This is a genomic window from uncultured Jannaschia sp., assembly GCF_947494025.1.
Classification (GTDB): Bacteria; Pseudomonadota; Alphaproteobacteria; order Rhodobacterales; family Rhodobacteraceae; genus Jannaschia.
The window spans coordinates 1-26,891 of sequence record NZ_CANLTQ010000032.1 but is presented as its reverse complement, the minus strand read 5'-3'; the positions used below and the strand labels follow the sequence as shown (position 1 = coordinate 26,891).

The following is a 26,891-nucleotide window of genomic DNA, read 5'->3' as shown; positions in this document are numbered from 1 at the left end:
CGAGCTCCACATGCGCCATCGTGCTTCCTCCCAATCCGTCAGAAGGATCGGAGACATGTCGCAAGCCAGAATAGAATGGGCGCGACAGTTTAACTTTCATTTTACAATATATATTATGTTAAATAAACCATGATTGTATTATAAGGCGCTGTTGATCCGCTAACCCTTGCGAACGGGTTCGATATTCAGCGCCCGGTGCAGGTTGTCAGGCCGGCGCGGCACCTTGGCGAAGCGGGCGTTGTGGCGATCCCTGAAGCCGGGAAGGAACGCGTTCGCCGCTGCGATGCCGCAGATGCCCGCGAGCCGCAGTTCCTTGACCGGGCGATCCTGCAGCGTCCGGTTCGCACGCTCGACACGGCCCCTGGCCCGGGAGCTGTTCGCGCACAGGATCCCGACGTTCGGCTCGTTCAGGGCATGACCGAACTGCGTCATGCCGTGACCTGTTCTCGCTGCCTGTCTGGCGACACGAAACACCGTGTGCTTGTCGCTGTAGAATGCCTCGAAGTCGCTGCCCCTGTCCGCCGCCACCTCCCCTTACGGGATCGACATGCGCCAGCTCACCCATGCCGACATCCGAACCATCACCGACCGCATGATCGGCCACCCCGCGCAAATGCCTCGGATGGCACACGCTCGCAGAGGTCTTCGCTGAAAAGATGATGCAGATCGGAGGGCGACAATCCTACAGTCGCAACAACGGAAAGTTGCACTTCATGTAGCGCTCACCCTGTGCATTCTGTTTTCCTCACCATTGTAATTTTTATGGTGAACGACACCGGCGATCGTTACTTTGGGAAGAGAAATGTCACCTGCCCGCGTAGCCCCCAGTCATCCGGCCCACCTTGGGGCGAATCGGCCCAGTATCTTGCGCCCACGCCCAACTGGATCGGCTGGTCGCCGAGCTTAACGACCTGAGATACGACGAAGTTGATCGGAACTGACCACTCCTCGCTCTTCCAGTCATAGGAGCTTTCGGTGTTCAAAGTGAAGGAGGTTGCCCTGGGGGTCGTGTAGGAAACGAACGGCTGGAGAAATGTCGCCGATTGATCGCCGAACTCGTCGCTTTCGCCGATCGACCAGACATGGTTAGCGAGCCCGCCGACCGTCCAAGGCCCGGATTGATTCAGGGCGACCCCGGTGAGCCCCGCCCCCCATTGGTCGGGAGCGATGTCGTCGCTGCCAACCGGAATCTGGATGACAGGCCCGACCCCCCAGATCAGACCGCCGGGCGTCGGTTCCTTCGGCGAGACGAAGAAGCTTTGCGTGACGTTGCCCAAGCCGCTTTCCGAACCCGAGCCAGGGCGGAGATCGTCCTGATCGACCAGCGGGATGATCGTACGCGAGATCACGTTCCAGTTCGGGCTGATGGAAAACGGGATCACCGGCTGGATGTTGATGAAGCTTTGCCGGCCCGAACCGCCGCGGTACCCGTCGTTGGAATTGTACTGCAGCGGAACGCTGATCAGGGACGAGATCGGGTTAGAGAGCTGTTTGGCGAGGTCCGCGCCCTCCGGGGCGGCGCCCTGCGCAGCCGCGCCGGACGGCATTGTAAGGACGGCGAGCGCGCCCAGGAGGCAGAGGGGTGTCAGGTGTTTCATGTCGAGTTGATCCTCGGATTGCCGCGTTGGCAATCGGGTTATGGCATCCGCCCCGCGGCGGCCCGAAACGGGCACTATTGCATCTTCGAAAAACGGCCGGCTGTGGGAGAGGTCGGCCTGTATCTTGTTCCCCCGCAGCCTGCCGATTCAGTTGACCAATTCGATATCACCCGGTCGCCAGCTCTTGTCGAACCAGGATTGTTTCGGCTCATAAAGGCGTAGAACGACGTTCCAGCCCTTTCCCGGGATGGTCTGAATCCAGTTGCCCTCATGGCCCGCTGGCGCAGTCGGGCCGAACCAGACATCGACCGAGGTATCAGGGTTGGGGACCATTCCCCCGTTCTTGCTGCCCATGCTGGGGAACTGCTGATCTGTCTGCAACAATGCCCGGGTCTGGTTGTCGTAGACGACGAACGACCAGAAGCTTCCTGCCGGGATGTCCGGGGGCAGAGTCACCTTGTAGGTTTTGCCGCCGTCGAATGGCTGGCCATCCTTGTCGGTCGTGGCGAGGGCGTATTGAGAACCGACGCCCACGCGCTTCAGCGCCATGGCTGGCGTGATCCCTGTCGCATAGTAATGAAACAGGGTTCGCGCATCGAGATTTCGAACGCCGGGCTGCGACAGGAATTCGTAGCTTCCGCCGACAAAGCCGGTGTACCAGGTGCCGTCGGGGTAATAATAGGCATCCGCCATTCGAGGTCTGAACGTGATCGTGCGCGCTGTCGCGTTGCCGACGGAAGCGGCTTCCGTGAGAATCTTCTTCATGCGCTCGTCGGGCTGGAACGGTTTGCCCTTCTCGATGCCGATGGCCGCGAGTTGGCCCAGCACTTCCGGATGATACGAATCGGACGGCTCGTATTGAACGATGTCGTTGACCTCCTCGTAGAAATGGAAGTCGTTGGCGTGAATGGTATTGAACTCGTTGCCCGACACATTGACGATATTCATCGGCGGCGGGTTGTCCGCTTCAGAAAGCAGGTAGACCTTGGCAAAATTCCTGGTGTTCTCGATCGCTGTCGCAGGGCTGGCATCCTCGTCGAGGAAGCCGCGCCAGAAAACCAGGTTTCCATAGGTTCCCGGCCGCAGCACGAAATACCCTTCGGGTATCTCGTCGTCGTAGCCTGGCGGCAACAGGAGATACTTGCCGCCCTTGCCCTGGTCCTGGCCGGCATTGCCGAAATCGCCGACGAACTGGAACCAGTGATCGTCGACGATGCCCAGAACATTGGGCGGAGTCTCGAAGACCAACGGACCATCCGACGTGTCCAGCCACATCAGGTTGTAAACGGTTTCCGTGTTGGGCGTCAGGAAGAGCGAGCGCGAGTCCATCAGGTTCTCGAACAGCAGGATCGTTTGGTTGTTGTCGGCGCCCTGAGTGGCCAATCCCACCCGCAGGGCCTCGACCGACGCGCCGGGCATGGCATTGAGAAATGCATCGACGCCACGCATGAAATCCAGATTGTCGTAAAGCTTTTCTGCCGTTGCATCGTCCGGGTAGCCGTCGAAGAATTTCAATTCTCCGATCCTGGTGTTCAGGGTATCAGGTGTCTCGATCGCCTCGGGTATGGGCGTGGTCATCTTGAACTTCGGCGCCTCGGCAAATGCTCCGACCGTGCCGATCAGCGTCATCGCAGCGACGCCGCAAAGCAATCTCTTCGAGAGTTTCATCTCTATCCTCCATGTCCGGACCGTATCTGCCACGGTACTGGTCGAGGTCTGCTCGTTCTGCCCATATTGCGCCATTCTTGCACTCAGTGGTCGCGGTCTGCTCGTGCTTTCCTGTACTCGGTCGGCGAACGGCCTGCCCATCGCGTAAAGGCGCGGGTGAAGGCGCTTGGCGTGCCGTAGCCAAATCTGGTGGCGATCTCCTGGACCCTCAGGTCCGTCTCCCGCAGCAGGGCCCCGGCGATCTCGAACCGGCTCTGCTCGACCAGCAACCGGAAGCTCATGCCCCGCTTGCACAATCTGCGCTGAAGCGTTCGCGGGCTGGTCTCTAGCTGTCGCGCTGCGGATCCCAGCGAGATCGTGCCAGCGAGGGCCAGCCCGGCAATGACTGACCGGACCTCTGCGATCCCCGCCTCGGAAGCTTTCCTGTGATGAGCCACGGATACAACCTTGATTGACGGCGCCTTATGCCGCTATCGTACGAATTGTCTATTTCAGGATCAGCCCATTTGGCGCCACATTTCCTAATGACGATATTGAAGGTACTCATGTGGAAACCAGGCCTGCGCTCACCAGGGCGATCCATCTGAACAACTACATTTCGGTTCTGCGCGACATCGGCGCTTCGGTGGATCGCGAACTCGCAAGGTCGCGACTGCCGCCATGCATAGAGGAGACGCCGGACCTTTACGTCAGCATCCCCGTGGCGATGGAATGGATCGCACGAACCGGGCATGACTGCGAACCCATGGAACTCGGACTGCTTGCCGCACAAAAAGCTTCCATGTCGTCGATGCACCCCGCCATGTATTCCGCCATCATGGGGGCGCAGACCGGCCTGAAGCGTCTGGAGACTGTTGCCGCACTTTGTCGGGTCGAGGACAGCGTTCTTGTGATGCACGTCCGTCAGGAGGCGGACAATGTACGGGTGATCTGCAACATGGCTGGTCTGGAACGCCATCCTTTCATCTGCATTGGCGAGTGGCTGGTCCTGCATGCTGTCATTTCGGTCGTCCGCAGCGTGGCGGGGCCATTGTGGAGTCCGAGCGAGTTGGGCTTCGTCTCATCGTGCCGTCCAGCCGAGGCCGTTTACGCGGCGTTTCCCAATGCCCGCGTCCTGGTCGGGCAGCCGTGCACATCCATCGTGGTCGGCCGCGCGGATCTGGCCCGTCTGGCGTTCGGCTCGGCCGCCTCGACCTCTGATCTGTCAGCCTCTTTGGCATCGGATGCAGCTCAGGGTAATCAGCCCGACGCTTGGGAATTCGTCAACCTGATGCGAATGCTGATCCAGCCCTACCTGAACGGAGGACACATCGATGTCGCCGTCGCCGCCGAGCTGGCGGAGGTGAGCAGGCGGACATTGCAGCGACGGCTCAAGTTTTGTGGAAGTTCTTTCTCGAAGATCCTTTGGGAAGCGCGCTTCGAGCTTGCCTGCACCCATCTCGGTAATCCTGACATGAAGGTCATCGATGTTGCAATGACGGCGGGCTACGAGAGTCCGCAGCATTTCACCCGCGCCTTTCGCCAGTTCACAGGCGTTACGCCATCGCAGTATCGTCACCACGGCCTGAAATCAGATCGCCATTCCGGACGAACTATGGATCAGTACGAATTGGATGAGGCGGGAACACAATGATCTTCGGTCGGAAGCTGGTGTGGCGAGGCATTGTCGCACGGCGCGCCAGATGCCGGGACTGAACATCTAACGGCTGTCATAGCTCGGTCAGCTATCGAACTTGCCGCTTTCCGCCAATCGACGCGCGCCACCTGCGCGGAGACTTCCCCGTCCACCGGTGAACGGCACGCGTCAGGGCAGACTGCCCGCTGTAGCCCAGACGTTGCGCGAGATCCGCGATTGGCCCGCCTTCGGCAGCGAGGAATTGAAGCGCCTCGGCGCGCCGCCGCTCGTCGAGTAGCGCCGTGAAGCTGTTGCCGCTTTCGGTGAGACGTCGCTGTAGCGTTCGAACGCTGATTCCGAGTTCTGCGGCCAGGACCCCAATGGTCGGCGGGCCGTTTTTGAAACTCAGGGCGAGAGATGCGCGGACTTGATCGCCAATATCATCGGCGGCGTAGTTTTGCCTTCGCGCCTGTAGACCCGGTTGCATGACAGGATCATGCTCTCGAACAAGGTCGCTCACTTCACAGTAAGCGCCATACCGTCCTGGATCGGGGATCTGTCCACTCCTGCGCGACTGGCGCAGACGGTCCCGATTCCTGCTGATCGCCGACGGCCGAGAAAACTCTGCGCGCCGTTGACAATTATCGTAGTGAAATCGGACCCCGTGAGATACACTCAGGTTATCGATCGGTCTTCAGTGTGCTCCAAGAAGTCTGCTGGATGAGGCTGACTACCTTTCGAACCGCGCCAATTCGGAAGTCGCTGCCGGAGCAAAGGGCGATCCGCATTCGAACGAGAGCCGGTATGGCGCAGACAATTCCCTTGATACGTTCCGCGGCATTGGTGCCGTTTCTGCGTTGGGCGCAGTGGAACCGGGTTGATCTGGATGCCATTCTGAGGGCCGTGGGCCTCGCCTCGTTGCCGTATTTTCCGGTCGAGCAGCCCGTTTCGGTCATCGCGGCAGGGGCTTTCTGTCGCGACCTACAGCGCCGCGAAGGCCCCGACATCGGTTGCCGCGTGGTATCGGAAACGAGCGTCATGGAACTCGGCACCTTTGGACGCCTCGTGCTGGGATCAGCCACCCCGCGCGAGGCCATGAAGCGCATCGAATACCTCGCGCCTTATCACAACACGCACGAAGTTTTCGCCGTCAGAGAGGAGGCCGGCTATCTGATTCTCCGGGAGTCCCTGACGCTACCCCTCGACGCTGAAACACGGCACATCGCTCAACAATATGTCGCCACCCTGATCCGGTCGATATGCGTTATGGCCGGCAGGCACGAATCGACTTTCGCCCGGGTTGAACTGACCCCTCATCCCGATTTCGGTCTCGATCATCTTCGGCCCTGGCTCGGCCCTCATCTCGCCCCTTCCCGGACAAGCGGCCTGCTTCTCGCAATCCCGCCGGCAGTAGCCGATCGTCCGTTCCCGGCGGTGACGCGAAATCTCCCGATCCGTCCGCCCCCCGAGGACTGGATGCCGCTTCGGGGCGACGGAACCCTCACCTATTCGGCCCGCATCGTCATGTCGGTCTTACTCGAGGACGACACCGCGACGATAGATCAACTGGCGGCAGCGTCGGGCATGAGCGTTCGAAGCCTGCAACGACGGCTCGGCGCGGAGGGCACGAGCTTCAAGGCGCTCTTGGCAGACATCCGGCGTGAAATTGCCCTCAGAAAGCTCTCTGACCGGAATGGATCGACCTTTGGAGAGATATCGGCCATCCTCGGTTATTCCTCGCAATCGGCGCTTACCCGCGCGGTTCGTCGCTGGACCGGGGCCACACCCCGTGCCTTTCGAAACACTCCATAGAGGTAATAAAGACCAGTAGCGGTTCCGCGCGAAGGTGGCGCACAAGGGAAAGTCGCGTCGCCGGCCCGCCCTACCAATCTGGGTAGGAGGTGCCGATGTCCTTTCCTGCCCTATCGATGCCGATGGTGCGTTCCTGCGCCCCCGCGATCGCGACGCTAGCGAGGGCGTCGTGCGTGTCGTTCGCGCTGATCTCCTGCGGATCGCATGGGGAAATCGGCTTTCTGCCTGCCACGGCTCCGGTCGGAACTGTCGAGACCGTCCTTGTCAGCACAGCCCGACAGCCTATCAACACACTGCCGCTTTACACCTCTGCCCGTTCGGACAGACCGAGCTTTGCCCGTTTCGACATCTCGGTGCCACCGCAGCGCGAGTTCGGGACAGTCACCTTCCCAGGTCGCGACGAGCTCGATCCGGCGACCGATTTCCTCGTTGCTTCGGTCGATCAGCTTCCCGACGAAGGTGCATTCGTCAACGCGATAAACCAGACACTTGCCGTCGATCCGAGCGGCAGCCGCAAAGCGATCCTTTTTGTGCATGGGTTTAATACCAACTTCGCCGAAGGGCTCTACAGGCAGGCGCAGTTGCAAAATGATCTCGCGCGTCATGGCGCATCGGTGCATTTCTCATGGCCATCGGCGGCGCGCACCCGGGCCTACGTCGCTGACCGCGAGAGCGCGCTTTTCTCGCGTGACGCGCTTGAGACCACGATCGCTGCCTTGGGCCGGTCGGACGCGACAAGCTTCAACCTGACGGCGCATTCGATGGGTACGTTTCTGCTAATGGATACGCTGCGCCTGATGGCGCGGGTCGGACACGACCGCGTCTTTGATAAGATCGGCGCCGTTGTGTTGATCTCGCCTGACATCGAGATCGACGTTTTCCGCAAGCAGGCCGAGCCGGTGCTCGCCCGCGGTGTACCGATTTACGTCCTGGTCTCGCGCGGGGATCGAGCGCTGCGCTTTTCCGCACGGTTGCGAGGCGAGCAGAGCCGACTCGGCTCGATCCGAAGCCAGACGGATCTGGGCGGTCTCGACGTTGCGATCATCGACCTTTCGAGCATCCATAGCGAGGATATGACGGGTCACTTCAAGGCCGGCACTTCGCCGGAGCTCATCGACTTCGTTCGCAAGCTCGACGCGGCGGGCCTCGATATCTTCGAGGCAGGCAAGGGACCGGGCGTCATCGGCGGCAGCGTCGCCATTCTCCAGACAGGCACCGGCGTTGTCCTCGAGCCGCTTACTGGCCGGTAAGAGACGCCAACAGAGATCGCGCGCAAAGGCAGAACGCGCTCGCGCGGCCATATAGACTTCCTGGGAGAGCGCAGTGAGGCTGTTAGCGAAAAGAGGTTCGGGATAAAATCCTTTTAAAACGCCGGACGCTTTCGTGGACTCGGGGCTATGCAGTTCTGCTTTGGCGTGATTCACGCTTTGTGGGAGGATCTTGCCATGCCTGCACCATTATCGACGTCCGGCGCCGGTTCGCCTAGCTGATCGGGGAGGGGATGAGCGGGCGCGCCGCGGCGGATCGGCTGATGATCTCAGCCTCCGCTGGCATCCACTTGGCGCGCAAGGTCAAGGCAGAAGAAGCGATTGCTCCCGCCCAGGCAGGACGTCCGCCAGGGGGACTGGCAAGCGCGGTCCTCACCGAGGCTTGCTGCGCGAGAAGGTTGAAGCCAACGAGGACATCACGATACCCGGGTCGGCTCGGGCGCTTGAGGATGCGAGCGGGGTGCAGGTTGCGCCCGCCTCGCTCAGCCGAGCCCTGCGCCGCAGGGGGTTCAGGTTCGAAAAAGTCGCTGATTGCCACCGAGACCCGGCGTGGTGCGATCCGCCGGGCCCGGCGGGACTGGGTTCGGTACAGGCTGCCGTGGATGCGCGCAGAGCCGCACCAGCTCGTGTTCGTCGTAGGCATCCGGCGCAGTCCGCGGTCAGGCGGCTTGGCGATGCGTTGAGAGCTGCCAGTTCCACGGGAGCAGGTTCGGCACCTGCGAGGCGACCGTATCGGGCAGTCGGCCGAGAACGTCGGCCAGCCAGGCCGGGGGATCGATGTCGTTCATCTTGGCGGTGACGATCAGGGAATATATGAAGGCGGCACGCGCGCCGCCACGTTCGGAGCCGGCGAACAGCCATGACTTCCGTCCGAGGGCCGCGCCGCGCAGGGCTCTCGCCGCGTTGTTCGTCAGGCAGATCCGGCCGTCGTCGAGAAAGCGGGCGAAGGCTTCCCACCGGTCGTCCTTGACCATGTAGGCGATCGGCTTGGCGACGGGATTGTGCCTCGACATCGAGCCCTGCTCGGTGCGCATCCAGTCGTGAAACTCGTCGACCAGCGGCCGGACAAGGCGCTGCCGCGCTTCGGGCCGCGCCATGGCCTCCATTCCATCTAGGCTGCGCTCCACGTCGAAGATCGCGTCGATCCGGCTTACGGCCTCCAGCGCGACGGGCGAGGTGTCGTGTGCCGGCTTCCGTTTGCGGACCTTCTCCTTGATGTCGGCGAGTTCGAAGAACTTCCGGCGGGCATGGCTCCAGCACAGCGCGCTGATGACCGGCCCGGGATCGCGATCGCCGCGGTAGAGATCGTTGTATCCGTCATAGGCATCCATTGCCCAGCGATGGTTTGCTTGCAAACCATGAGAGGGGCCTGGAGGACGCCCTGCCAGCCCGAGAGGTGCCGGTTGGGATGGGCCATCTCCCGGTCGCGGAAGAAGTCGAACAGGGCTGCGGGCGGCGCTCCTCCGGCGAAGGGCCTATCGTCGCGGACGTAGGCCCACAGCCGCGCCGTGCGCGTTCCGCCCTTCGCCAGCAGCGACACCGCGGCGTCGTCCCCGTGCAGCCGCCCGGCGCGGAGGACGTGGTCGCGTATCAGCGCGTGAACAGGCGTAAGCGCGGCGGCGCAGGCGCCAACCTGGTCGGCCAGGGTCGAGAGGCTGAGATCGACACCCTCCCGGGCGTAGCGCTCGGCCTGCCGGTTCAGGGGCTGATGCTGGCCGAACTTCTCGAAAAGCATCATCGCCAGCAAGTTCGGGCCAGCCCATCCGCGCGGCGTTGCGTGGAACGGCGCAGACGGTTGGCTGATTTTCTCGCAAGCCCGGCAAGTGAACTTCTCGCGGACGGTCTGGATCACCTTCCACTGTCGCGGAACGACCTCCAGCGTCTCGGTGATATCCTCCCCCATCTTCACGATGCGATCCGATCCGCAGCACGAACACGCCATCGGCGCCTCGAGCACCACGCGCTCGCGCGGCAGGTGCTCCGGGAAGGGCTTCCGGGCCGGACGGCGGCGCTCGAACCCCGCAACCGGCGTGGTCTTCATCGCCGTCTCCGCGGCGATCTCGTCCTCGGTCGCGGCGGCCTCGAGTTCTTCGAGCTGCAACTCCATCTGGTCGATCAGACGCGCGCGGCGTTCCGAGCTGTGGCCATACTGCTCCCGCCGCAGCCTGGCGATCTCGAGCCGGAGGTGCTTGATCATCGCCTCGGCGGTCGAGACCACCGCCCGAGCCTGCGCCAGCTCGCTCTCGGCCGCCTCGGCACGGGCTTCCGAGGCCGCGAGCGCGGCGCGCAACTTGACGATCTCGGAAGGCACCATCAAGCATGCCCGAAACCTGTCACGCGGACCCCGCGATGCCCATGAAAACGAGGTCGATGAAGGCGATTTATCCCGCTTTCGCAGGGCGTTGCGTCCAGCGCGGATTGTGCCAGTCAATCCCCTTCAGGAGATACCCGAGCTGGGCCGAGGAGATTTGCACAGCCTCGCCACTCCCGCCTGCCGGCCAGATGAACTTCCCCGCCTCAAGCCGCTTGATATAGAGCGGCATGCCGACCCCGTCGTGCCAGAGCAGCTTGACCAGGTCGCCCTTACGCCCGCGAAAGCAGAAGACCTCGCCGGCATGGGGATCGCGTCCGAGACCCTGCTGGACCTGCAACGCCAATGTGTTCATGCCGCGCCGCATGTCCGTCACCCCGCCGGCGATCCAAACGCGCACGCCCGCCGGAAAAGCGATCATCGGCCGTCGATAACCGGAAGCAGCCGCGCCAGCGCCTCCGGGTCCACGTCGATTGGCACCACGAGGCGCCGCCCGTTCCCCAGAACGATCTCAAACCTGTTCTCCGGGCTCGACGCCCGAGACGCCTCGATGGCCGATGCCGGCGTCGCCGCAGCAATCGCGACCGGCGTGAACATCGGCGTGCGCATTGCCCGGAGTTCACCACCGCGAAATTGCCGCCGCCATGTCGTCAACAAGGACCGGGAAATCCCGTGGCGCTGGCCTGGCGATGCCCGACGAAGCTCTCCTCCACGATCCGCAGCTTGTCCGCATCGCTCCAGTGCCGGCGCCGCACGCCATCCGCCGCGGAAAGAACTTCAATCCCGGGTCTGAACGTAAGAGCGGCCATAAGGGCGGACGTATCACTGCCGCCAGAAACCTGTCAGGCAGTCCCGCCGGATGCTTGCCAAGTACAAGGCCATGACGTTCGACTGGTACCGGCGGCTTACGTGAAGCCGTTCGTGAAGCGCCGAAAGAATGACCGCGCGGACGCCGAGGCCATCGCGGAGGCGGCGATGCGCCCGACGATGCGGTTCGTCGCGGTGAAGAGCGCCGCGACCCGGGGCCATGCGGTCGCGTTCCGCACGCATCAGTGCCTTGTGCGGTAGAGAACGTAGCCGATCAACGCTCTGCGTGGACATCTGTCCGAGTTCGGGTTGGTCGCGCCGAAAGGGCCGGCCAGTCTGCGGCTGCTGGAGAACGCGCTCGTCGATGAGGCCGCCGATCTACCCGATCCCGTTCGCGAGATGGGCACGATCTGTCTGGACCAGATCGCGCAGCTCACGGCGGTGATCGCGCGGCTGGCGAACGAATTGGAAGCGGCCTCGAAGACGGATACGGATCTCGAGCGCTTCAGCACCATCCCCGGGATCGGCCCGGTGACCGCCGGCGCCGTGGCCGCCTTCGCGCCTGACCTCGACACATTCGGCAGCGGGCGGAACTTCGCGGCGTGGCTGGGCCTCGTGCCCCGGCAACGATCTACAGGCGGGAAGGCCAAACTCGGAGCCGTTAGCAAGATGGGTCAGGCCGACATCCGGCGGTTGCTCATCGTCGGCGCGATGAGCGTGATCCGGTGGGTGGCGAGGAAGGGCGGCAGCCCGAACCGATGGCTCGCCGCCCTCGTGGCGCGAAAGCCGAAGATGGTCGCGGCCGTGGCACTCGCGAACAAGATGGCGCGGATGATCTGGGCCGTGTCCACGAAGCAAGAGGATTACAGGATGGCGTGACCTGCGCCCCAAAGGGGCAATGGCACGACATGGCCGCAAGGCCGGGGCAAGCGATCGACGAGGAGTAGGCGACACGGACGCGCGCGTTCATGGCAGGGACATTCAGACCCGGGGCTCGAGCGCTTGCGGCTCTCTGAACCGATGTGAACCCAGCCATCCGAACAGCGTGACCCACCCGTGGCGTCATCGAAGGCCACGCTCAGAGGCCTGACACACGTCCGATCGAAGCCCCCGCCAACGAACCGAAGATCATGCTTGCCAAACAGGGGGCATCCACACACGGACGCCGCCCGCACATTCCGGCGGCGCGAGATCGGCCCGGAACCGCGCACGGGCATCCAGGTCCGGGGCACCGAGAGCGGTCGGCGGGTCCCCTGTCCCGCTGGCCATGGCCTCAAACATCGCGGCCCAGGATCATGTCCGCGCCCTTCTCGGCGATCATGAAGACGGCGGCCTGGATGTTGCCCGAAACCTGTGTCGGCATGATCGAGGCGTCCACCACCCGCAGGCCCGCAACGCCGTTGACCCGCAGTCGCGGATCGACCACCGCGTCCGGATCCGTCCCCATCCGACAGGTGCCCGCGGCATGGTAGATCGTCTGTCCGTTTGATCGGGCGAAGCGCAGCCAGTCGTCGTCGGTGTCACAATCCGGCCCCGGAGACATCTCGGCCACCCGCCAACCGTCCAGCGGAGGCTGCTCAACGATGCGGCGCCCCTCGCGCATGCCCGCGATCATGGTCATGCGATCTTCGGCTGCGTCGAGGAAGTTCGGCCGGATCGCGGGCGGGTCATACAGCCGGGGCGACCGGGCATGGATGCTGCCGCGCGACTGGGGTCTGAGCTGGGTCACCCCGAGGGTCATTCCCGGTTCGGATTCCAGCTTGCGCTCGGCGGCGTTGGCATAGCTCGCATGCATGAAGAAGAACTGGATGTCGGGGCCGGCCAGGTCCTCGCGCGTGCGCACGAAGCCGTAGGCGAGGCCGGTCCCGAAAGTCAGGATGCCGCGCCGTCCCAGCCCGTAGCGGATCACCTCCCGCAGGAGGGGCAGGCCGCGGCCGAGCTCGTTGAGGGTCTCGGGGCGGCTGACGCGCCAGTTAAGGCGGGTGCAAAAATGGTCGGAATAGTTTTCTCCGACCTGCGGCAGGTCCTGCACCGGGGTGATCCCGAGATCGGCTAGGCGCGTAGCGTCACCGATGCCGCTCAGTTCCAGAAGGTGCGGCGTCTGCACGGCCCCGGCACAGAGCAGGACCTCGCGGGCTGCGGCGATGGTCTCGTCGGGGCGGCCGTCGCGGGCGACGGTGACGCCGGTCGCGCGTCCGTTCTCGACCAGGATGTGCCGGACCCGCGCACCGGTCTCGATCCGCAGGTTGGGCCGGTGCCGAACGGGATCGAGATAGGCCGCCGCCGCGCTGACCCGCCGGCCGTCCCTCTGGTTGACCTGGTAATAGCCGAAGCCCTCCTGCCCCCGGCCATTGTAGTCAGGGTTCAGGCTGTGCCCGGCCGACCTGGCCGCGGCCAGAAACGCCTCGCCGATCTGCGGACGTTCGGCGACCTCGGTGACAGGAAGCGGCCCGTCGCGACCCCGCAGCCCGTCGGGATCGGCATCGGCGTAGCTCTCCACGCGGCGGAACAGAGGCGCCACGTCGTCGAAGCTCCAGCCCGTGCAGCCCCTTTGCGCCCAGCCGTCGTAGTCGAGGCGCTGGCCTCGGACATAGATCATGCCGTTGATCAGGGTGGATCCGCCCAGTCCCTTGCCGCGCGGGATCGCGATCGGGCGGTCCATCGTGCCCGGCTCCGGGTCGGAGGTGAACATCCAGTTGAACCGGGGATTGGTCAGCAGTTTGTAAAAGCCTGCCGGAATGACCGTCCAGGGGCTTCGCGCCCGCTCTCCCGCCTCGATCAGGATTACACGGTTCGCGGGGTCGGCGCTCAGCCTGTTGGCAAGGACGCACCCGGCCGTCCCTCCCCCCACGATGACGTATTCGGCCGTTTCAGGCATCGTGACCGCCTCCCCGCCCAGGTCGCCGGCCGCCGGTCACGAGATCGCCCCCATGTGGCGGGCCATCAGCTCGATCTGCTTTTCGAGCATCGGCAATCCAGCATGGACGCGGCATCCCCTGGATCGTGCGGTCGCGAGAAGCGGGGTCTCTGCCGGGTCCATGATTACCTCGGCGACAACCTGTCCGGGGCCCAGCGTTTCGGGATCGACCGGAAGGGGGTCGTCCGGGCGCATGCCGAGCGAGGTCGCGTTGACCACCAGATCGTGTTCCCCCGCGCCCTCGTCGGATCCCACCGCGACGACCGGCAGGCCCGGGTAATGCGTCGCGATCCGGTCCGCGAGAGCGCGCGCGCGGTCCACCGTCCGGTTGGCGATCGTCAGCCGCCCCGCATCGCCTCCGGCCAGAGCGAAGGCGATCGCGCTGGCCGCGCCCCCCGCCCCTGCCAGTAGGACGCGGCGCCCGGCGACGTCGATCCCCGCGCCGCGCAGTCCCTCGACGAAGCCGATCCCGTCCAGCATGGTCCCGACCATTCGTCCGTCGGTCTCCCGGCGGACGCAGTTCACCGCGCCGATCCGGGCGGCCTCCTCCGTGATCTCGTCGCACAAATCGGGCATTTCGCCCTTGTGGGGAACCGTGGCGATGAAGCCGCCGAAGTTCTGCAAGCCGCGCAGACCGTCGAGTGTGCGGGACAGATCCTCCGGTGCGACATGCATCGGGACCAGCACGCCGTCCACGCCGCGGTCGTGGAACAGCGCATGCATGACCTGAGGTGTCTTCACGTGCCCGATCGGGTCAGCCAGGATGCCGTAGAGGCGGGTCCGTCCAGTAACGCGCGAGCCGAAGGCAATATCAGGATGCGACATAGGCGGTCTTCACGATGGTATAGAACTCGCGGGCAAGGACGCCCTGCTCGCGCGGGCCGTAGCTGGAGGCCTTCCGCCCGCCGAAGGGCACGTGGTAGTCGACCCCGGCGGTCGGCAAGTTGACCATCACCATACCCGCTTGGGCGTGGCGGCGGAAATGAGTGGCGTGCTTGAGGCTGGTGGTGGCGATCCCCGCCGAGAGGCCGAACTCGGTGTCGTTGGCTACGTCCAAGGCCTCCTCGTAGTTCCTCACGCGGATGACCGCCGCGACCGGGCCGAAGATCTCCTCTCGCGCGATCCGCATGTCGTTCCGCACCTCGGTGAACAGGGCTGGTTCGAGGTAGAAGCCGGGGGCGTCGCGCTCGAGCCGGCGGCCACCGTGGGCGAGGGTGGCCCCCTCGCCGCGGCCGATCGCGAGATATTCCTCGTCAGTCGCGAGCTGCCTTTCGTCCACGACGGGTCCGATTTGTGTCTCCGGATCCAGGGCATTCCCGATACGCATGGCAGCGATCCGGTCGCGCATCGCTGCCACGAAGCGGTCGTGGATACCCTCCGTCACGATCAGCCGGGAGGAGGCCGTGCAACGTTGCCCCGTGGAGAAGAAGGCTCCATGCACCGCGGCCTCCACCGCCGTGTCGAGGTCGGCGTCGTCGAGAACGACGAAGGGGTTCTTACCGCCCATCTCAAGCTGTACCTTCTTCATCGGAGTCGCGGCGACGCAGCCCGCGGCGATGCCGCGTCCTGTCGCCACCGATCCGGTAAAGGAGATCGCCTCGATGCCGGGATGGTTGACCATGGCCTGCCCGACTTGGCGGCCCTGCCCCATGACGAGGTTGAGAACGCCGTCCGGCAAGCCCGCGCGGTTCAGGATCTCGACCAGGAGCCAAGCCGAATGGGGCGCCAGCTCAGCCGGCTTGAACACAACCGCGTTGCCCCAGGCCAGCGCCGGCGCGATCTTCCAGGCGGGAATGGCGATGGGAAAGTTCCAGGGCGTGACGATCCCCACGACGCCCACGGGCTCGCGGGTGACAGCCACCTCCACCCCCGGCCGGACCGAGGGCACGAGTTCCCCTGCTTGGCGCAGGGCCTCGCCGGCGAAGAAGGCGAGGACCTGACCTGCTCGAACCGCCTCGCCCACCCCTTCGGCGAGGGTTTTGCCCTCCTCGCGCGCCAGAGCGCGGCCAAGTTCGTCCTTGCGGGCGAGAACCTCGTCAGAGGCGCGTCTGAGAATGTCATGCCGCTCGCCTGGCAGGCTCGCGCACCAGCGCGGCAGCGCGGCGCGCGCGGCCGCGACCGCGGAGTCCACGTCCTCGGGCCGCGCCCGCGCAAAGGTGCCGATCACGTCACGGGTGTCGGAGGGATTGATGTTCTCGACCGAGCCGTCGCCCGGCGCGGCATCTCCGCCGATGATATTGTCGTAATGCATGGTCGCTCGCCGCCTGTCAGGTCATGTAGAGTCCACCGGCGACGTCGATCGTCTGTCCGGTCACGAAGCTGGCCTCCGAGGAGGTCAGCCAGAGTGCGGCATCCGCCACCTCGGCGGGCTGTCCCAGACGGCCCATGGGGGTCATCTCCACTTGGGCCGCGTTGATCTCGGGCGCCACGCCGGCTACCATGGGCGTCTCGATCCGCCCCGGCGCTACGGCGTTCACCCGGATTCCGAACGGGCCTAGTTCGGCGGCCAGGTGCTTGGTGAAGCCGATGATCGCCGATTTCGTCGCCGCGTAGTGGCAGGCCACGATTGGGGAATAGGTCTTTCCCGCCACCGAGGAGGTGTTGACGATCCAGCCGCGCCCCGCCTCTCGCATCGCTGGGCTGAGGGCGCGGATCGTGTTGAAGTGACCGGTGAGGTTCACGTCCACGACCCTACTCCATTCGGCGGGGTCCATCTCCCAGACGCGATGCGCCGCGCCCATGTGCTTGGGCGAGACGCCGGCATTGTTCACCACGGTGTCGAAAGCGCCCCCCGTTTGCGCAGCCGCGTCCTTGAGCGCGGTGGCAAGCGCCGCGTAGTCGCTCACATCTGCGGACAGGCCGATCGCACCACCGGGGTGAATGCCCTCGAAGGCGGCGACGGCCTCCGCCACGTCGTCCTCCGACAGGTCCAGCACGCCCACGGTCGCGCCGCGGCGGACGAAGGCCTCGGCGATGGCACGGCCGATCCCGCGCGCCGCGCCGGTCACCAGGACGCGCCGGCCGGCATGGCTGTCGCGGGTGGCGTGGCGGTGATCGTCGTCATCTGCGAGTTGCATGGTCAGATTCCCAGATAAGCTTGGCGGACATGATCGTTCTCGAGCAGCGCATCGGCCGCGTCGTCGAGCACCATCTCGCCGTTCTCGAGGACGTAGCCACGGTCGGCGGCCTTGAGCGTGTGCCAGACGTTCTGCTCCACGATCAGCACGGTCATGCCCGAGGCCGCCACCTTGGAGATCACGTCGAAGACCTGCTCCACGATGATCGGCGCGAGACCGAGCGACGGCTCGTCGAACATCAAAAGGCGCGGCCGGGCCATCATGCCCCGGGCGATCGCCACCATCTGCTGCTCGCCCCCCGACAGCGAGGAGGCATGCTGGTCGAGCCGTTCGCCGAGCCGCGGGAACAGGCCCAGGACCTCATCCAGCGTCTCCGACCGGACCCCGCGGGCATCGCGACGATGCGCCCCCATCAAGAGGTTCTCGCGCACGCTCATGTCGGGAAAGAGCTGCCGACCCTCCGGGATCAGGGTGATTCCGCGATCCACCACGGCGTGCGGCTGCAGTTTCGAGATCTCCTCCCCCTCGAAGAACACGCCGCCGGTCTTGGGCGTGACCAGGCCCGAGATGGTCCTGAGGGTGGTGGTCTTGCCGGCGCCGTTAGCGCCGACGATAGTGACCACCTCGCCCTCCTCGACCCGCAGCGAGACGTCCTGCAGGATGACCGTCGAGCCGTAGCCCGCGTCCACGTTCCGGACTTCAAGCACCGGCGAACTCCTTGCCCAGATAGGCCTCGATCACGTGGGGATCGCGCACCACCTCCTGCGGATTGCCCTGGGCGATGATCTCACCCGAACTGAGCACGATCACCCAATCGGACAGTGCCATGACGGCCTGCATCACGTGCTCGATGGCGATGATGCTGACCCCGGTCTCGCGGATCGACAACATCAGGTCGACAGCGCGCTTCACGTCGGTGCGGTTGATGCCGGCCATGACCTCGTCGAGGAGCAGGATGCGCGGCTTCATCGCCATGACGCGGGCGACCTCCAGTCGCTTCAGCCCGCCGACCGTGAGGCTGTTGGCTTCGTCATGCAGATACCGGCCGAGGCCCATCCGGTGGGCGGTCTCCCGCGCCGCCTCACGCGCGTCGGAGACGGTGTGGTAGCGGTGGAACGCCCCCACCATGATGTTCTCCTCCACCGTCATCGCCGCGAAGGGCTGCACGATCTGGAAGGTCCGTCCCACCCCGAGCGCCGCGAAGTCCCCCGGATTGCCGGGCTCGTGCCACGCCCCGTCGGTGCCGAGGAGGGTGACGCTGCCCCGGTCGGGCTTCAGGAAACCGGAGAGCATGTTGAACACGGTGGTCTTGCCGGCCCCGTTGGGACCGATCAGACCCAGGATCTCCCCCTCGCGCAGGGTGAAGCTGACATCGTTGGTGACGTGCAGGCCACCGAAATGCTTCTGCAGACCCTCCACGCGTAGCACGGGATCGCCGATCCGGGGCGCGGCGTCGGACCGGGTGACGGCGGCGATATGGGTGTCGGGCTCGTCCCCCGCGGCCTCTTTGCGGCCCGAGGCGAAACGCGCCAGCACGCCCATGATCCCGTTAGGCATGAACAGAACCACCAGCATCAGGACCACGCCGTAGACGAAGCCGTGCAGGCCGATGGCCTCCGCGCCGAGCGCGCCGCGCGCGAACTCCGTGATCGGCACCAGCAGGACCGCCCCGAGGAGCGGCCCCCAGACGGTCCCGATCCCCCCGATCAGGGCGAACATCGCAATCTGGATCGACAGCTGGAGCGAGAACATCGAGGCTGGCTCGATGAAGGTCAGGTACATGGCGTGGAACGTGCCGACCATCGCCGACAGGGCCGCCGAGACGGCGACCGCGATCAGCCGCACCTTGACCGTGTCTACCCCCGCGGCCCGGGCCGCCGATTCCCGTTCCCGCGTCGCGACCAGGTGGAAGCCGAGCCGGCGTGACCGGATCGCCCAAGCCACACCGAGGCAGACCAGAAGCATTCCGAAAGCGATGATGAGGGCGGGTAGGCGTTCGCGGAACACCATCCATTCCCAGCCGATCTTGAGCGGGATCATCAGGCCCGTCGCCCCGCCCGTCAGTTCGCGGAAGTGCAGCGCGAGGACGCGGAACACTTCTAGGAACGCGATCGTCGCCAGCGCGAAAAACGGCCCATGCAGCCGGAAGCAGGGATAGCTGACGACGACCGCCGCGACCACGGCGACGGTCGCCCCGGCAAACATGCCGATCCAGGGCGAGATCCCCATGTTGACGAGGATCACCCCGGCATAGGCGCCGATCCCATAGAAGATCGCGTGGCCGAGCGACAGCTGCCCGGCATAGCCGCCCACGATGTTCCACGCGGTCGACAGCGCGGCGAAGATGCAGATCGTGATGAAGATGTGATAGACGAACTCGTCGCCGATCGCGACGGGGATCGCGAAGAGCGCGGCCAAGACAAGCGCCAGCGCGATCAGTCCCAGACGATGCCGGCCGATCCGGGTCGGTGCGGCGGAATTCAGGGTCGTGTCGGTCATGGTGATACGTGCGCTTGGCTTACGCGGGTTCCGAAGAGACCCGACGGTTTCAGGATGAGGATCACGAGGAAGATCCCGAAGACGACGGCCTCGCGCAGGTCGGAGCCGATGTAGAAGCCCGACAGCGCATCGACGAGGCCGATGATGAGCGCCCCGAAGAAGGCCCCCGGGATCGACCCCAGCCCGCCCAGCACGACGATGACGAAGGCGATCAGGACGAAGTAGGTGCCAATGGTCGGAGAGGTCGGATAGAGCGGCGCGATCAGGGCCGATCCGAAGCCGACGCAGGCCGCGCCGATACCGAAGGTGAGCACGTAGATGAACCGATCGTTGATGCCCATCAGCCGGGCGGCGGCCCGGTTCTGGGCGGTCGCCCGGATCGCCCGGCCGGTATTGGTCCGCGCCAGGAACAGCTGGAGCCCGATCACCAGCAGGATCGCAGCGAGGAAGATCCACAGCTGCCCCTCGAGGATGCGCACCGACCCGATCTGGATCTGCGAGCGTACGCCGTAGTTCGGCGTATTAGCGATGTCCGCGCCGAAGATCAGGAGCGCGAGGTTGATGAGGGCCGTCGAGAGCCCCACCGTCGCGAAAATCTGGATATGCTCGTCCCTGGCATGCATCAGCGGCTGGATCAGCAGCCTCTGCGTCACCGCGCCGAGGACGAACAGGATCGGTATGACCGCTACGGCTGTGGCATAGGGATGCACGCCGAGCCCGGAGGTCAGCAGGTAGGTCAGGTACATGCCTACCATGAGGAACTCGCCATGGGCGAAGTTGACGACCTTGACGATCCCGAAGATCAGGGTCAGCCCCACCGCGACGATGGCGAAGAGTCCCCCGAGCATCAGACCGTTGGCGATGATCTGAAGAAAGGTCTGCATGACGGCTCCGTCGGAAGAGGGAAGAGTGGATCGCGGGGTGGCGCCACCCGCGATCCGGGCCCGGCGCGGGACGCCTTACTTGCCGATCCTCATCTCCGAGGTGGCCGCCTCGGCGGGATAGACGGTGAGGAGCTTGCCGTCCTGCCACTGCATGCCCATCATTTTCGCGCGCTCGTTCTGGTTGTTCTCGCCGAACTGGATGCCGTATCCGGCCGCGGTCTCGCCCTCGGGGATGTCGATCTGCTCGACCGCCTCGACGATGGCGTCAGCCTCGAAGCTCTCCGCCCCGTCGATCGCCGCGAAGATGGCCATGGCACCGACATAATTGTTCAGGGAATGGCCCGAACGGGGCTCCTCGCCGTATTTCTCGCGGTAGGTCTCGACGAAATCCTCCATGCCGGGCGCATAGGCGGGATCGACCGTGTACTGGGTGAAGTCCACGTCCAACACGCCCTCGATGACATCCGTGCCCACCGCCTCGGCGGTCGGAACCATCGAATAGCCGCCACCGCCGCCGATGATCGCGGCGGGCTTGAAGCCCGATTCATTAGCTTGCTGCAGGAACAGCACCGAGTCGTTCTGGTATGAGGTCTGCATCACCACGTCCACGTCGCGCCCCTGCAGGTCGAGGACCAGGGAGGACATGTCCACCGTCGAGGCGGGATAGCCCTGAACCGTGGCGATCTGCAGCCCGGCCTCCTCGCCGAAGCGCTCCTGGTGGCCCGCGACCGAGGTTCCATAGCTGGAATCCTCGTGGATGATCCCGACACGGACCTCGGAGGGGTCCTTGTCCAGCGCCGGTGCGATCTCGTCCACGATCATCTGGACCGACATGCGCCCCATGTCCTCGGCTGTGGGATTGGTGCGGTAGAGGTATTGCAGGTCACGGCCTGTCACCTCGTCGGCCACGGCCCCGAGCTCGAAATACGGGATCCCGGACAGCTCCGCGACCTGGCTGGCGGCAATGGAGCGCGACGAGGAATAGGTCCCCAGGATCGCCTTGACCCCTTCCCGGGCGATCAGGCGCCGGGCCTCGCCGATGGCCTGGTTGTTGTCCACCGCGTCGCCGCGCACCAGGGTGACCTCCTCGCCCTGAACGCCGCCATTGGCGTTAACCTCCTCGACGGCGATCTCCACACCCCGCGCACTTTCCTCGCCCAGAAGGGCGAGCTGGCCACTAAACGGATAGAGCGCGCCGAACTTCACGTCGGCGGTGGCCGACCCGGCGATCAGGGCGGCGGTGGCGGCCGTGGCCATTATGGATGACAGTCTCATGTAGCTTCTCCCAAAACGTTGCGGACCCCCGAGGGGCCTTAGTAGTCGAGGGCCTCCTTGCCCTCGAAGCTGGTGATCGGTGGATGCGCCTTCTCGTCGGTCAGCACGTCGATGACGGTAGTGCCGTCGAAGGACAGGGCCGACTTCAGCGCCGGCAGGAAATCCCCCGGTCGCTCGACCCGGACCCCCTCGCAGCCGACCGCGCGGGCGATGGCCGCGTGGTCCACCGGCCGGAAATGCACGACGTCGGTATGAGCTCCGAAAAGGCTCAGCTCGGCATGTTTCTGGTAGCCGAGGATCTGGTTGTTCAGCACGATTACGACGACCGGAAGGCCCATTCGCTGCGCCGTCTCCAGCTCGCCCCAGACATGGCCGAACCCACCGTCACCGGTGACGCAGACCACCGGCGCCTCGGGGCGCGCCGCTTTCGCGCCCAGGGCGAAGGGCAGCCCCCACCCGAGCCCTGCCAGCCCGCGCGGGGTTACGAAGCGCTGCCCGGCCCGGCGTGCCACCAGCCCGTTCGCGACCCAGATCGAGGAATAGCTCGCATCGGCGACCACCACCGCATTCTCAGGCAAGGCGCCGCCCAGATCGCGCATCAGCCGCTCGGGTCGGCAGGGTGCGGCCTCCCAGTCGATCAGTCGGTCGAGATCGGCCTCGTAAGCCTCGCGGCCCTCGGCGATGCGCCGTTCCAGCTCGGCCCGGCGTGCCTCGATGGCAGAGAGGTCTGCCGCATCCAGCGCGTCAGCCAGTGCCTCCAGCGTCAGCCTTGCGTCCCCCAGCAGGCGCACCGCCTCGTAGTTGCGGCCGATCTCCGCGCCGTCGATGTCGATATGTATATATCGTGCATCGCGTGGATAGAGTTGCCAGCTGTCTGTGCCGTTCTGGTTCGTGCGGTTGCCGACCAGAAGCACCACGTCGGCGTCGGTAATCAGTGCCCGCTGATGTGAGGCGCGGCCGCCCGGTGCCATGAAATACCCCGCCACGCCGACCGATAGCGGATGGGTCTCGGACACCGCGCCCTTGCCCATCACGGTGGTCGCCACCGGGAAGCCCTTCTCTTGCAACAGCCCCAGAGCCGCGACCGCGCCCGAGGAATGGACACCCCCGCCGGCGATCACCACCGGGCGCTCCGCCTGCGCCAAGAGGCGCGCGGCCTCCGCGACACGTTCGGGATCGGCGACACTGCGGTCTAGCGGGAAAGCTCCCAGCGAGATTTGCCGCCGCGGCGCAGCCGGAACCACAGGCCGTTCGTCAAGTACGTCCACGGGGACCATCAGCACCGCTGGTCCGCCCCGGCCCGAGGCCGCGGCGGTGAAGGCCATGTCCACGTAGTCGTCGATCCGCTCCACATCGTTGACCCGACGCACCCATTTCGACACCCCGTCGAAGAGCGCGAAATGGTCCAGCTCCTGGAAGGCGTTCTTGTCGGTGAACTTGCGATGTACGTCCTGAACGATCGCGACGACCGGGATCGAGGCCTTGAAGGCCTCGCCCAGCCCGGGGACCAGCAGCGTCGCGGCAGGCCCGTTCTGGGCGGTCACGACCGGAACCCGTCCGCTCAACCGGGCGTAGGCGTCAGCCATCGCCGCGCCGCCGTTCTCCGTCCGGTAACCGATCTGGCGGATGCCGTGGTCGGGGGCCGCCAGGATGAGCGCCGAAGGCAGGGACTGGCCGAAGATCTCGGTCACCCCGTGGCGCGCTAGGGCCGCAGCCATTACCTGCGCTCCGGTGCGGTTGCCCTCCGTCGCCCCGCTGTCGATCTCTCTCGCAGCGTCCATGCGCGTTCCTCTTGTCACGGTGTCGGCCCCCGGCCCTGTGGCTGCATGTCGAGGACGATCTTTCCCACGTGTTCGCTCGAATCCATCCGCGCATGGGCACGCGCGACCTCCTCCAGCGGGAAGACGGAATCGATCGGCGGGCGCACTGTCCCTTCCGCCAGAAGCGGCACCACGTGGTCCTCAAGCGCCCGCGCCAGTTTCGCCTTCATCGCGACTGGGCGGGCTCTCAGGGTGGACCCGGTCAGGGTCACCCGCTTCATCAGGAGGGGCTGCAGATCCAGATCCGCGCGGCTGCCCTGCTGGAAAGCGATCTGGGCGATCCGGCCATCCGTCGCGATCAGGTCGAGATTGCGCTGGACGTAAGGTCCGCCGACCATGTCCAGGATCACGTCCGGCCCTGCTCCTTCGGTCAGTGCCCGGACCTCGGTGACGAAGTCTGCCTCCCTGTAGTTGACCGCGTGGTCTGCGCCGAGGTCGCGGGCGGCGGCGCACTTGGCCTCCGACCCCGCTGTGACGATCACCCGCGACCCCCGTGCCTTGGCGAGCAGGAGCGCGGTCGTGCCGATCCCCGAGGTTCCGCCATGGACGAGGAGCGTCTCACCTTCCTGCAGCGCGGCGCGTTCGAAGACGTTGCTCCATACGGTGAAGAACGTCTCCGGCACGGCTCCCGCCGCGACCATCTTCAAGCCGTCGGGCACCCGGATCGCGGTGGGCGCATCGACCACGGCCCAGTCCGCGTAGGCGCCGGAATGCACCAGCGCCATGACCCGGTCGCCTTCGGCGAAGCCGGTATCGTCGGACCCCACGGCCTCGACCTCCCCGGCCAGCTCCAGTCCGAAGACCTCGCTTGCCCCCGGCGGCGGCGGGTAGTTCCCCTGCCGCTGCATGACATCTGGACGGTTCACGCCGGCGGCGTGAACCCGTACCAGGATCTGGCCCGGCCTAGGCTCCGGCCGCGGCCTCTCGACGACGCGGAGGACGTCTGGTCCGCCGGCTCCTTCCGCGACGACGGCGCGCATCTTGATGGTCATGTTTCCCCCGGGCTTCCGTTCGGATAGAGAATGATCTTCATGGCGGCCTTACCACGCGCGAGTTCGAAGCCGCGCAGTGCGTCCCGCAATGGGAGGCGATGGCTGATCAGCTGACCAAGCGCGCCCCCCTTCCGATCGAGCAGGTCGATCGCTCGGCGGAAGGCACGTTCAGTTGTGTCGTGGGCGCCCCGGATCTGCTTCTTGCCACGCACGAGGTCGGCCAGATCGATGGAGCATTGTCCCGAATGGATCCCCGCCGCGACGAGGATCCCCCGGGGTCGCAGGACAAGCAGCCCGTCCTCCACCGATGCCGGGGCGCCCGTTGCCTCTATCACGCGGTCGACGTTCCTGCCGAAGGCGGCCTGGACATGATCGACCAGGGAGCCGTCCGACAGGTCTGCGACATTCTCGATACCCATGTCGCGCGCCAGCTTCAGCCGATGGGGGTCGTCGAGCCCCACCAGCAATACCCGCGCGCCCTCCTGAGCAGCGATCCAGGCCACGGCCAACCCAATCGGCCCGGGACCCAGAACGACTACCCGCGATCCCGCCTTGAGCCCGGCAAGTTCGGCAGCGTGGATCGCGATGGCGAGCGGTTCGGCCAAGGCGGCAACGTCCGGCGGCATTCCGGGCGGGACGGACAAGCAGTTCGCGGCGGGCACCCGCACTCGGGAACAGAACCCTCCATCGCGATGCAATCCGATGATGCGCCGCACCTCGCAGGCCAGCGGTTCGCCCTCCCGGCAGGCATTGCAGTCACCGCAAGGCACCGTCGGCCAGCAGACCACACGATCGCCAACCGCGACGGATCCGGTGCCGGCGACAGCGCTGCCCAGGGTCCGGACGGTTCCGCAGAATTCGTGTCCAATCGTCACCGGCAGCAGCGGCCGCATGAACTCGTAGCCTTTGTCCCATGCATAGGCGTGCAGGTCACTGCCGCAGATTCCTGCCGCCAGGACCTCGATCTCCACCTCATCGGGAGCAAGGCTCCCGGACGCGAAGATCTCAACCAGGTCCACCCCGAATGCGGGCTCCGTCTTGCGAAGCGCAAGATTGGCCATGATCCTCCCCACTCCCTTCATGCTCGCCAGAGCATCGTCGCGGTCCGGCCTACCCCTCCAGACCGTTATTTGATATTTGTTATAACGAGAATGGCGAGGATTAACGAACCATGTCAAGTGAGCTTCGAAAAGACATAGATAGCCGTGCGGGATCAGGGGATTGGGCGAAGCCGGTAGAGAAAGAGAGCCTTGCCGAACAGGCTTATGCGTCGATTCGCAGCGCTTTGATGCGAGGCAAACTTCCACCTGGGGAACGGATGCGGCTACGCCCGATGTCGGAGAAGTTTAGAATCTCCATGACCCCGATGCGGGAGGCCCTGCTTCGCCTCGTCGTCGAGAAGGCACTGGTGATCGATGGGCGCGGAACTGTGATCGTTCCCAAACTGACCTTGGCCCAACTGCTCGAGATCCGCGCAATCCGGATGGACCTTGAGGGGAACTCGGCGGCCTCAGCCGCCCGCTACGCCACCTCCAAGGAGATCGGTCAACTTGAATCCCTCCAGGAGAGGATATCCGAGTGCCATGCTTGCAAGAGCTTCGAGGACGCCGTCCATCTGAATACTGAGTTCCACCTTGCCCTCTGCGGCGCGGCCCATCTTCCGATCACGAGAGAGATCGTGGAGGGGCTCTGGGTCCGTTGCGGCCCCATTCTGTCCCACCTCTACGATGCCGGCGTTCCTGCCGATTGGGATCCCCATCCCCACATTCGGATTATCGAGGCATTGCGGCGCGGAGACGAGGACGCCGCCCGTGGGGGTATTCAGTATGACATTGAGATGGGAGGCCGGGGATTGCTCGATCACGTTCGTCGAAGCTAACGTCTGCGGTACTACAATCATCGAAGAAGTGATCTCCAGTCGCACGATTGTCCTTTTGCTCGCCTCCTAGGTGTTCAGTCCCGGCATTTGGTGGATCGGGTAGAGGATGAATCCTTAAGGCTCTGACGTTCAGATCTTGCAGATGTATTCATAGGGCGTGAGGCCGCCGAGCGTCTTCAGCCTGCGAGCGAAGTTGTAGGCTGCGAGGAAGTCGGCGAGATGGGTGCGGAGCTGGTCGTGGCTGCCGTAGTGGTAACGCTTGGCGTTCAGCCGTCGCCGATCCCCCGGATCGGCTCTGAACCTCACCCTCCTTGATCGGTAAGCGTCCGGTCAGCCTGCGTGGAGTGACCAATTCCACGGCAGCAGATCATCGACGCGGGTGATCTTGTAATCCGGGATGCGGGCGAGGGTATCGGCAAGCCATCCCTGCGGGTCCACACCATTCAGCTTGGCGGTCTCGATCAGGGTG

Annotated in this window: 24 protein-coding genes and 3 pseudogenes; 6 read left to right on the top strand and 21 right to left on the bottom strand. The window is 65.0% G+C overall.

The features are described from left to right. Positions 1-186 precede the first annotated feature (186 nt). The 4 genes and pseudogenes from Q1B08_RS18645 to Q1B08_RS18630 form a co-directional block, all read right to left on the bottom strand. Positions 187-498 (bottom strand): annotated as a pseudogene (locus Q1B08_RS18645) (ISNCY family transposase); the annotation flags it as partial. A 287-nt stretch (positions 499-785) separates the two neighbouring features. Continuing rightward, on the bottom strand, positions 786-1,598 hold the full coding sequence (locus Q1B08_RS18640; protein ID WP_299822162.1) for a transporter: 813 nt from the start codon (positions 1,596-1,598) through the stop codon (positions 786-788). 147 nt (positions 1,599-1,745) lie between these two features. Beyond that, the gene (locus Q1B08_RS18635; protein WP_299822160.1) at positions 1,746-3,266 is read right to left on the bottom strand and encodes a DUF1254 domain-containing protein; all 1,521 of its coding nucleotides are present in this window, start codon (positions 3,264-3,266) and stop codon (positions 1,746-1,748) included. A gap of 83 nt (positions 3,267-3,349) precedes the next feature. Then, a complete protein-coding gene (locus Q1B08_RS18630) occupies positions 3,350-3,703 on the bottom strand; it encodes a helix-turn-helix transcriptional regulator (protein WP_299822158.1) in 354 nt (117 codons plus the stop codon). 14 nt (positions 3,704-3,717) lie between these two features. Here Q1B08_RS18630 and Q1B08_RS18625 point away from each other — a divergent pair, with 14 nt between their 5' ends. Further along, a complete protein-coding gene (locus Q1B08_RS18625; protein ID WP_299822156.1) occupies positions 3,718-4,899 on the top strand; it encodes an AraC family transcriptional regulator in 1,182 nt (393 codons plus the stop codon). 91 nt (positions 4,900-4,990) lie between these two features. On the opposite strand, the gene Q1B08_RS22120 is transcribed toward Q1B08_RS18625, so the two are convergent. Next, positions 4,991-5,368, bottom strand: a complete 378-nt coding sequence (locus tag Q1B08_RS22120) for an AraC family transcriptional regulator (RefSeq protein WP_366140056.1) — start codon at positions 5,366-5,368, stop codon at positions 4,991-4,993. 317 nt (positions 5,369-5,685) lie between these two features. Here Q1B08_RS22120 and Q1B08_RS18620 point away from each other — a divergent pair, with 317 nt between their 5' ends. Further along, positions 5,686-6,693, top strand: coding sequence for an AraC family transcriptional regulator (locus Q1B08_RS18620; RefSeq protein ID WP_299822154.1), 1,008 nt, complete (start codon positions 5,686-5,688; stop codon positions 6,691-6,693). Positions 6,694-6,788: 95 nt separating this feature from the next. Then, positions 6,789-7,943, top strand: coding sequence for an alpha/beta hydrolase (locus Q1B08_RS18615; RefSeq protein WP_299822152.1), 1,155 nt, complete (start codon positions 6,789-6,791; stop codon positions 7,941-7,943). A 677-nt stretch (positions 7,944-8,620) separates the two neighbouring features. On the opposite strand, the pseudogene Q1B08_RS18610 reads toward Q1B08_RS18615, so the two are convergent. The 3 genes and pseudogenes from Q1B08_RS18610 to Q1B08_RS18600 form a co-directional block, all read right to left on the bottom strand. Further along, positions 8,621-10,275: pseudogene (locus tag Q1B08_RS18610) on the bottom strand (IS66 family transposase). A gap of 67 nt (positions 10,276-10,342) precedes the next feature. Then, a complete protein-coding gene (gene tnpB / locus Q1B08_RS18605; RefSeq protein ID WP_299822150.1) occupies positions 10,343-10,693 on the bottom strand; it encodes an IS66 family insertion sequence element accessory protein TnpB in 351 nt (116 codons plus the stop codon). Next, positions 10,690-10,869: a hypothetical protein gene (locus Q1B08_RS18600; RefSeq protein ID WP_299822148.1), complete on the bottom strand. Its 180-nt coding sequence runs from the start codon at positions 10,867-10,869 to the stop codon at positions 10,690-10,692. Before Q1B08_RS18600 ends, tnpB begins: the two co-directional genes overlap by 4 nt. A gap of 324 nt (positions 10,870-11,193) precedes the next feature. On the opposite strand from Q1B08_RS18600, the gene Q1B08_RS18595 reads away from it, so the two are divergent. Next, entirely contained in the window at positions 11,194-11,340 is a 147-nt protein-coding gene (locus Q1B08_RS18595) for a hypothetical protein (RefSeq protein WP_299822146.1), read from the top strand. Positions 11,341-11,352: 12 nt separating this feature from the next. Beyond that, entirely contained in the window at positions 11,353-11,958 is a 606-nt protein-coding gene (locus Q1B08_RS18590; RefSeq protein WP_366140058.1) for an IS110 family transposase, read from the top strand. A 394-nt stretch (positions 11,959-12,352) separates the two neighbouring features. Here Q1B08_RS18590 and Q1B08_RS18585 read toward each other — a convergent pair whose 3' ends face one another. The 11 genes from Q1B08_RS18585 to Q1B08_RS18535 all read right to left on the bottom strand — a co-directional run bounded on the left by Q1B08_RS18585 (position 12,353) and on the right by Q1B08_RS18535 (position 25,604). Continuing rightward, positions 12,353-13,957: a GMC family oxidoreductase N-terminal domain-containing protein gene (locus Q1B08_RS18585; RefSeq protein WP_299822144.1), complete on the bottom strand. Its 1,605-nt coding sequence runs from the start codon at positions 13,955-13,957 to the stop codon at positions 12,353-12,355. A gap of 36 nt (positions 13,958-13,993) precedes the next feature. Beyond that, entirely contained in the window at positions 13,994-14,821 is an 828-nt protein-coding gene (locus Q1B08_RS18580; RefSeq protein WP_299822142.1) for a shikimate dehydrogenase, read from the bottom strand. Then, on the bottom strand, positions 14,808-16,247 hold the full coding sequence (locus Q1B08_RS18575) for an aldehyde dehydrogenase family protein (protein WP_299822140.1): 1,440 nt from the start codon (positions 16,245-16,247) through the stop codon (positions 14,808-14,810). Before Q1B08_RS18575 ends, Q1B08_RS18580 begins: the two co-directional genes overlap by 14 nt. Positions 16,248-16,263: 16 nt before the next feature. Beyond that, positions 16,264-17,073, bottom strand: coding sequence for a 3-oxoacyl-ACP reductase FabG (gene fabG, locus Q1B08_RS18570; RefSeq protein ID WP_299822138.1), 810 nt, complete (start codon positions 17,071-17,073; stop codon positions 16,264-16,266). Positions 17,074-17,075: 2 nt separating this feature from the next. Next, on the bottom strand, positions 17,076-17,780 hold the full coding sequence (locus Q1B08_RS18565) for an ABC transporter ATP-binding protein (protein WP_299822136.1): 705 nt from the start codon (positions 17,778-17,780) through the stop codon (positions 17,076-17,078). Next, a complete protein-coding gene (locus tag Q1B08_RS18560) occupies positions 17,773-19,572 on the bottom strand; it encodes a branched-chain amino acid ABC transporter ATP-binding protein/permease (RefSeq protein WP_299822134.1) in 1,800 nt (599 codons plus the stop codon). The genes Q1B08_RS18565 and Q1B08_RS18560 overlap by 8 nt, the downstream gene beginning before the upstream one ends. Then, on the bottom strand, positions 19,569-20,456 hold the full coding sequence (locus tag Q1B08_RS18555; protein WP_299822132.1) for a branched-chain amino acid ABC transporter permease: 888 nt from the start codon (positions 20,454-20,456) through the stop codon (positions 19,569-19,571). The genes Q1B08_RS18560 and Q1B08_RS18555 overlap by 4 nt, the downstream gene beginning before the upstream one ends. Positions 20,457-20,531: 75 nt before the next feature. Further along, on the bottom strand, positions 20,532-21,731 hold the full coding sequence (locus Q1B08_RS18550; protein WP_299822130.1) for an ABC transporter substrate-binding protein: 1,200 nt from the start codon (positions 21,729-21,731) through the stop codon (positions 20,532-20,534). Between the two features lie 38 nt (positions 21,732-21,769). Then, positions 21,770-23,512 carry an acetolactate synthase catalytic subunit gene (locus Q1B08_RS18545; RefSeq protein WP_299822128.1) on the bottom strand — a complete coding sequence of 581 codons (1,743 nt, stop codon included), beginning with the start codon at positions 23,510-23,512 and terminating at the stop codon, positions 21,770-21,772. Between the two features lie 14 nt (positions 23,513-23,526). After that, positions 23,527-24,543 carry an NAD(P)H-quinone oxidoreductase gene (locus Q1B08_RS18540; protein ID WP_299822126.1) on the bottom strand — a complete coding sequence of 339 codons (1,017 nt, stop codon included), beginning with the start codon at positions 24,541-24,543 and terminating at the stop codon, positions 23,527-23,529. Further along, positions 24,540-25,604, bottom strand: a complete 1,065-nt coding sequence (locus Q1B08_RS18535) for an alcohol dehydrogenase catalytic domain-containing protein (protein WP_299822124.1) — start codon at positions 25,602-25,604, stop codon at positions 24,540-24,542. The genes Q1B08_RS18540 and Q1B08_RS18535 overlap by 4 nt, the downstream gene beginning before the upstream one ends. 110 nt (positions 25,605-25,714) lie before the next feature. On the opposite strand from Q1B08_RS18535, the gene Q1B08_RS18530 reads away from it, so the two are divergent. Continuing rightward, entirely contained in the window at positions 25,715-26,422 is a 708-nt protein-coding gene (locus Q1B08_RS18530; protein WP_299822122.1) for a GntR family transcriptional regulator, read from the top strand. A 114-nt stretch (positions 26,423-26,536) separates the two neighbouring features. Here Q1B08_RS18530 and Q1B08_RS18525 read toward each other — a convergent pair. Both Q1B08_RS18525 and Q1B08_RS18520 read right to left on the bottom strand, forming a co-directional pair. Beyond that, positions 26,537-26,683: pseudogene (locus Q1B08_RS18525) on the bottom strand (IS3 family transposase); the annotation flags it as partial. A gap of 69 nt (positions 26,684-26,752) precedes the next feature. After that, on the bottom strand, positions 26,753-26,884 hold the full coding sequence (locus Q1B08_RS18520) for a transposase domain-containing protein (RefSeq protein ID WP_366140057.1): 132 nt from the start codon (positions 26,882-26,884) through the stop codon (positions 26,753-26,755). Positions 26,885-26,891: the final 7 nt, after the last annotated feature.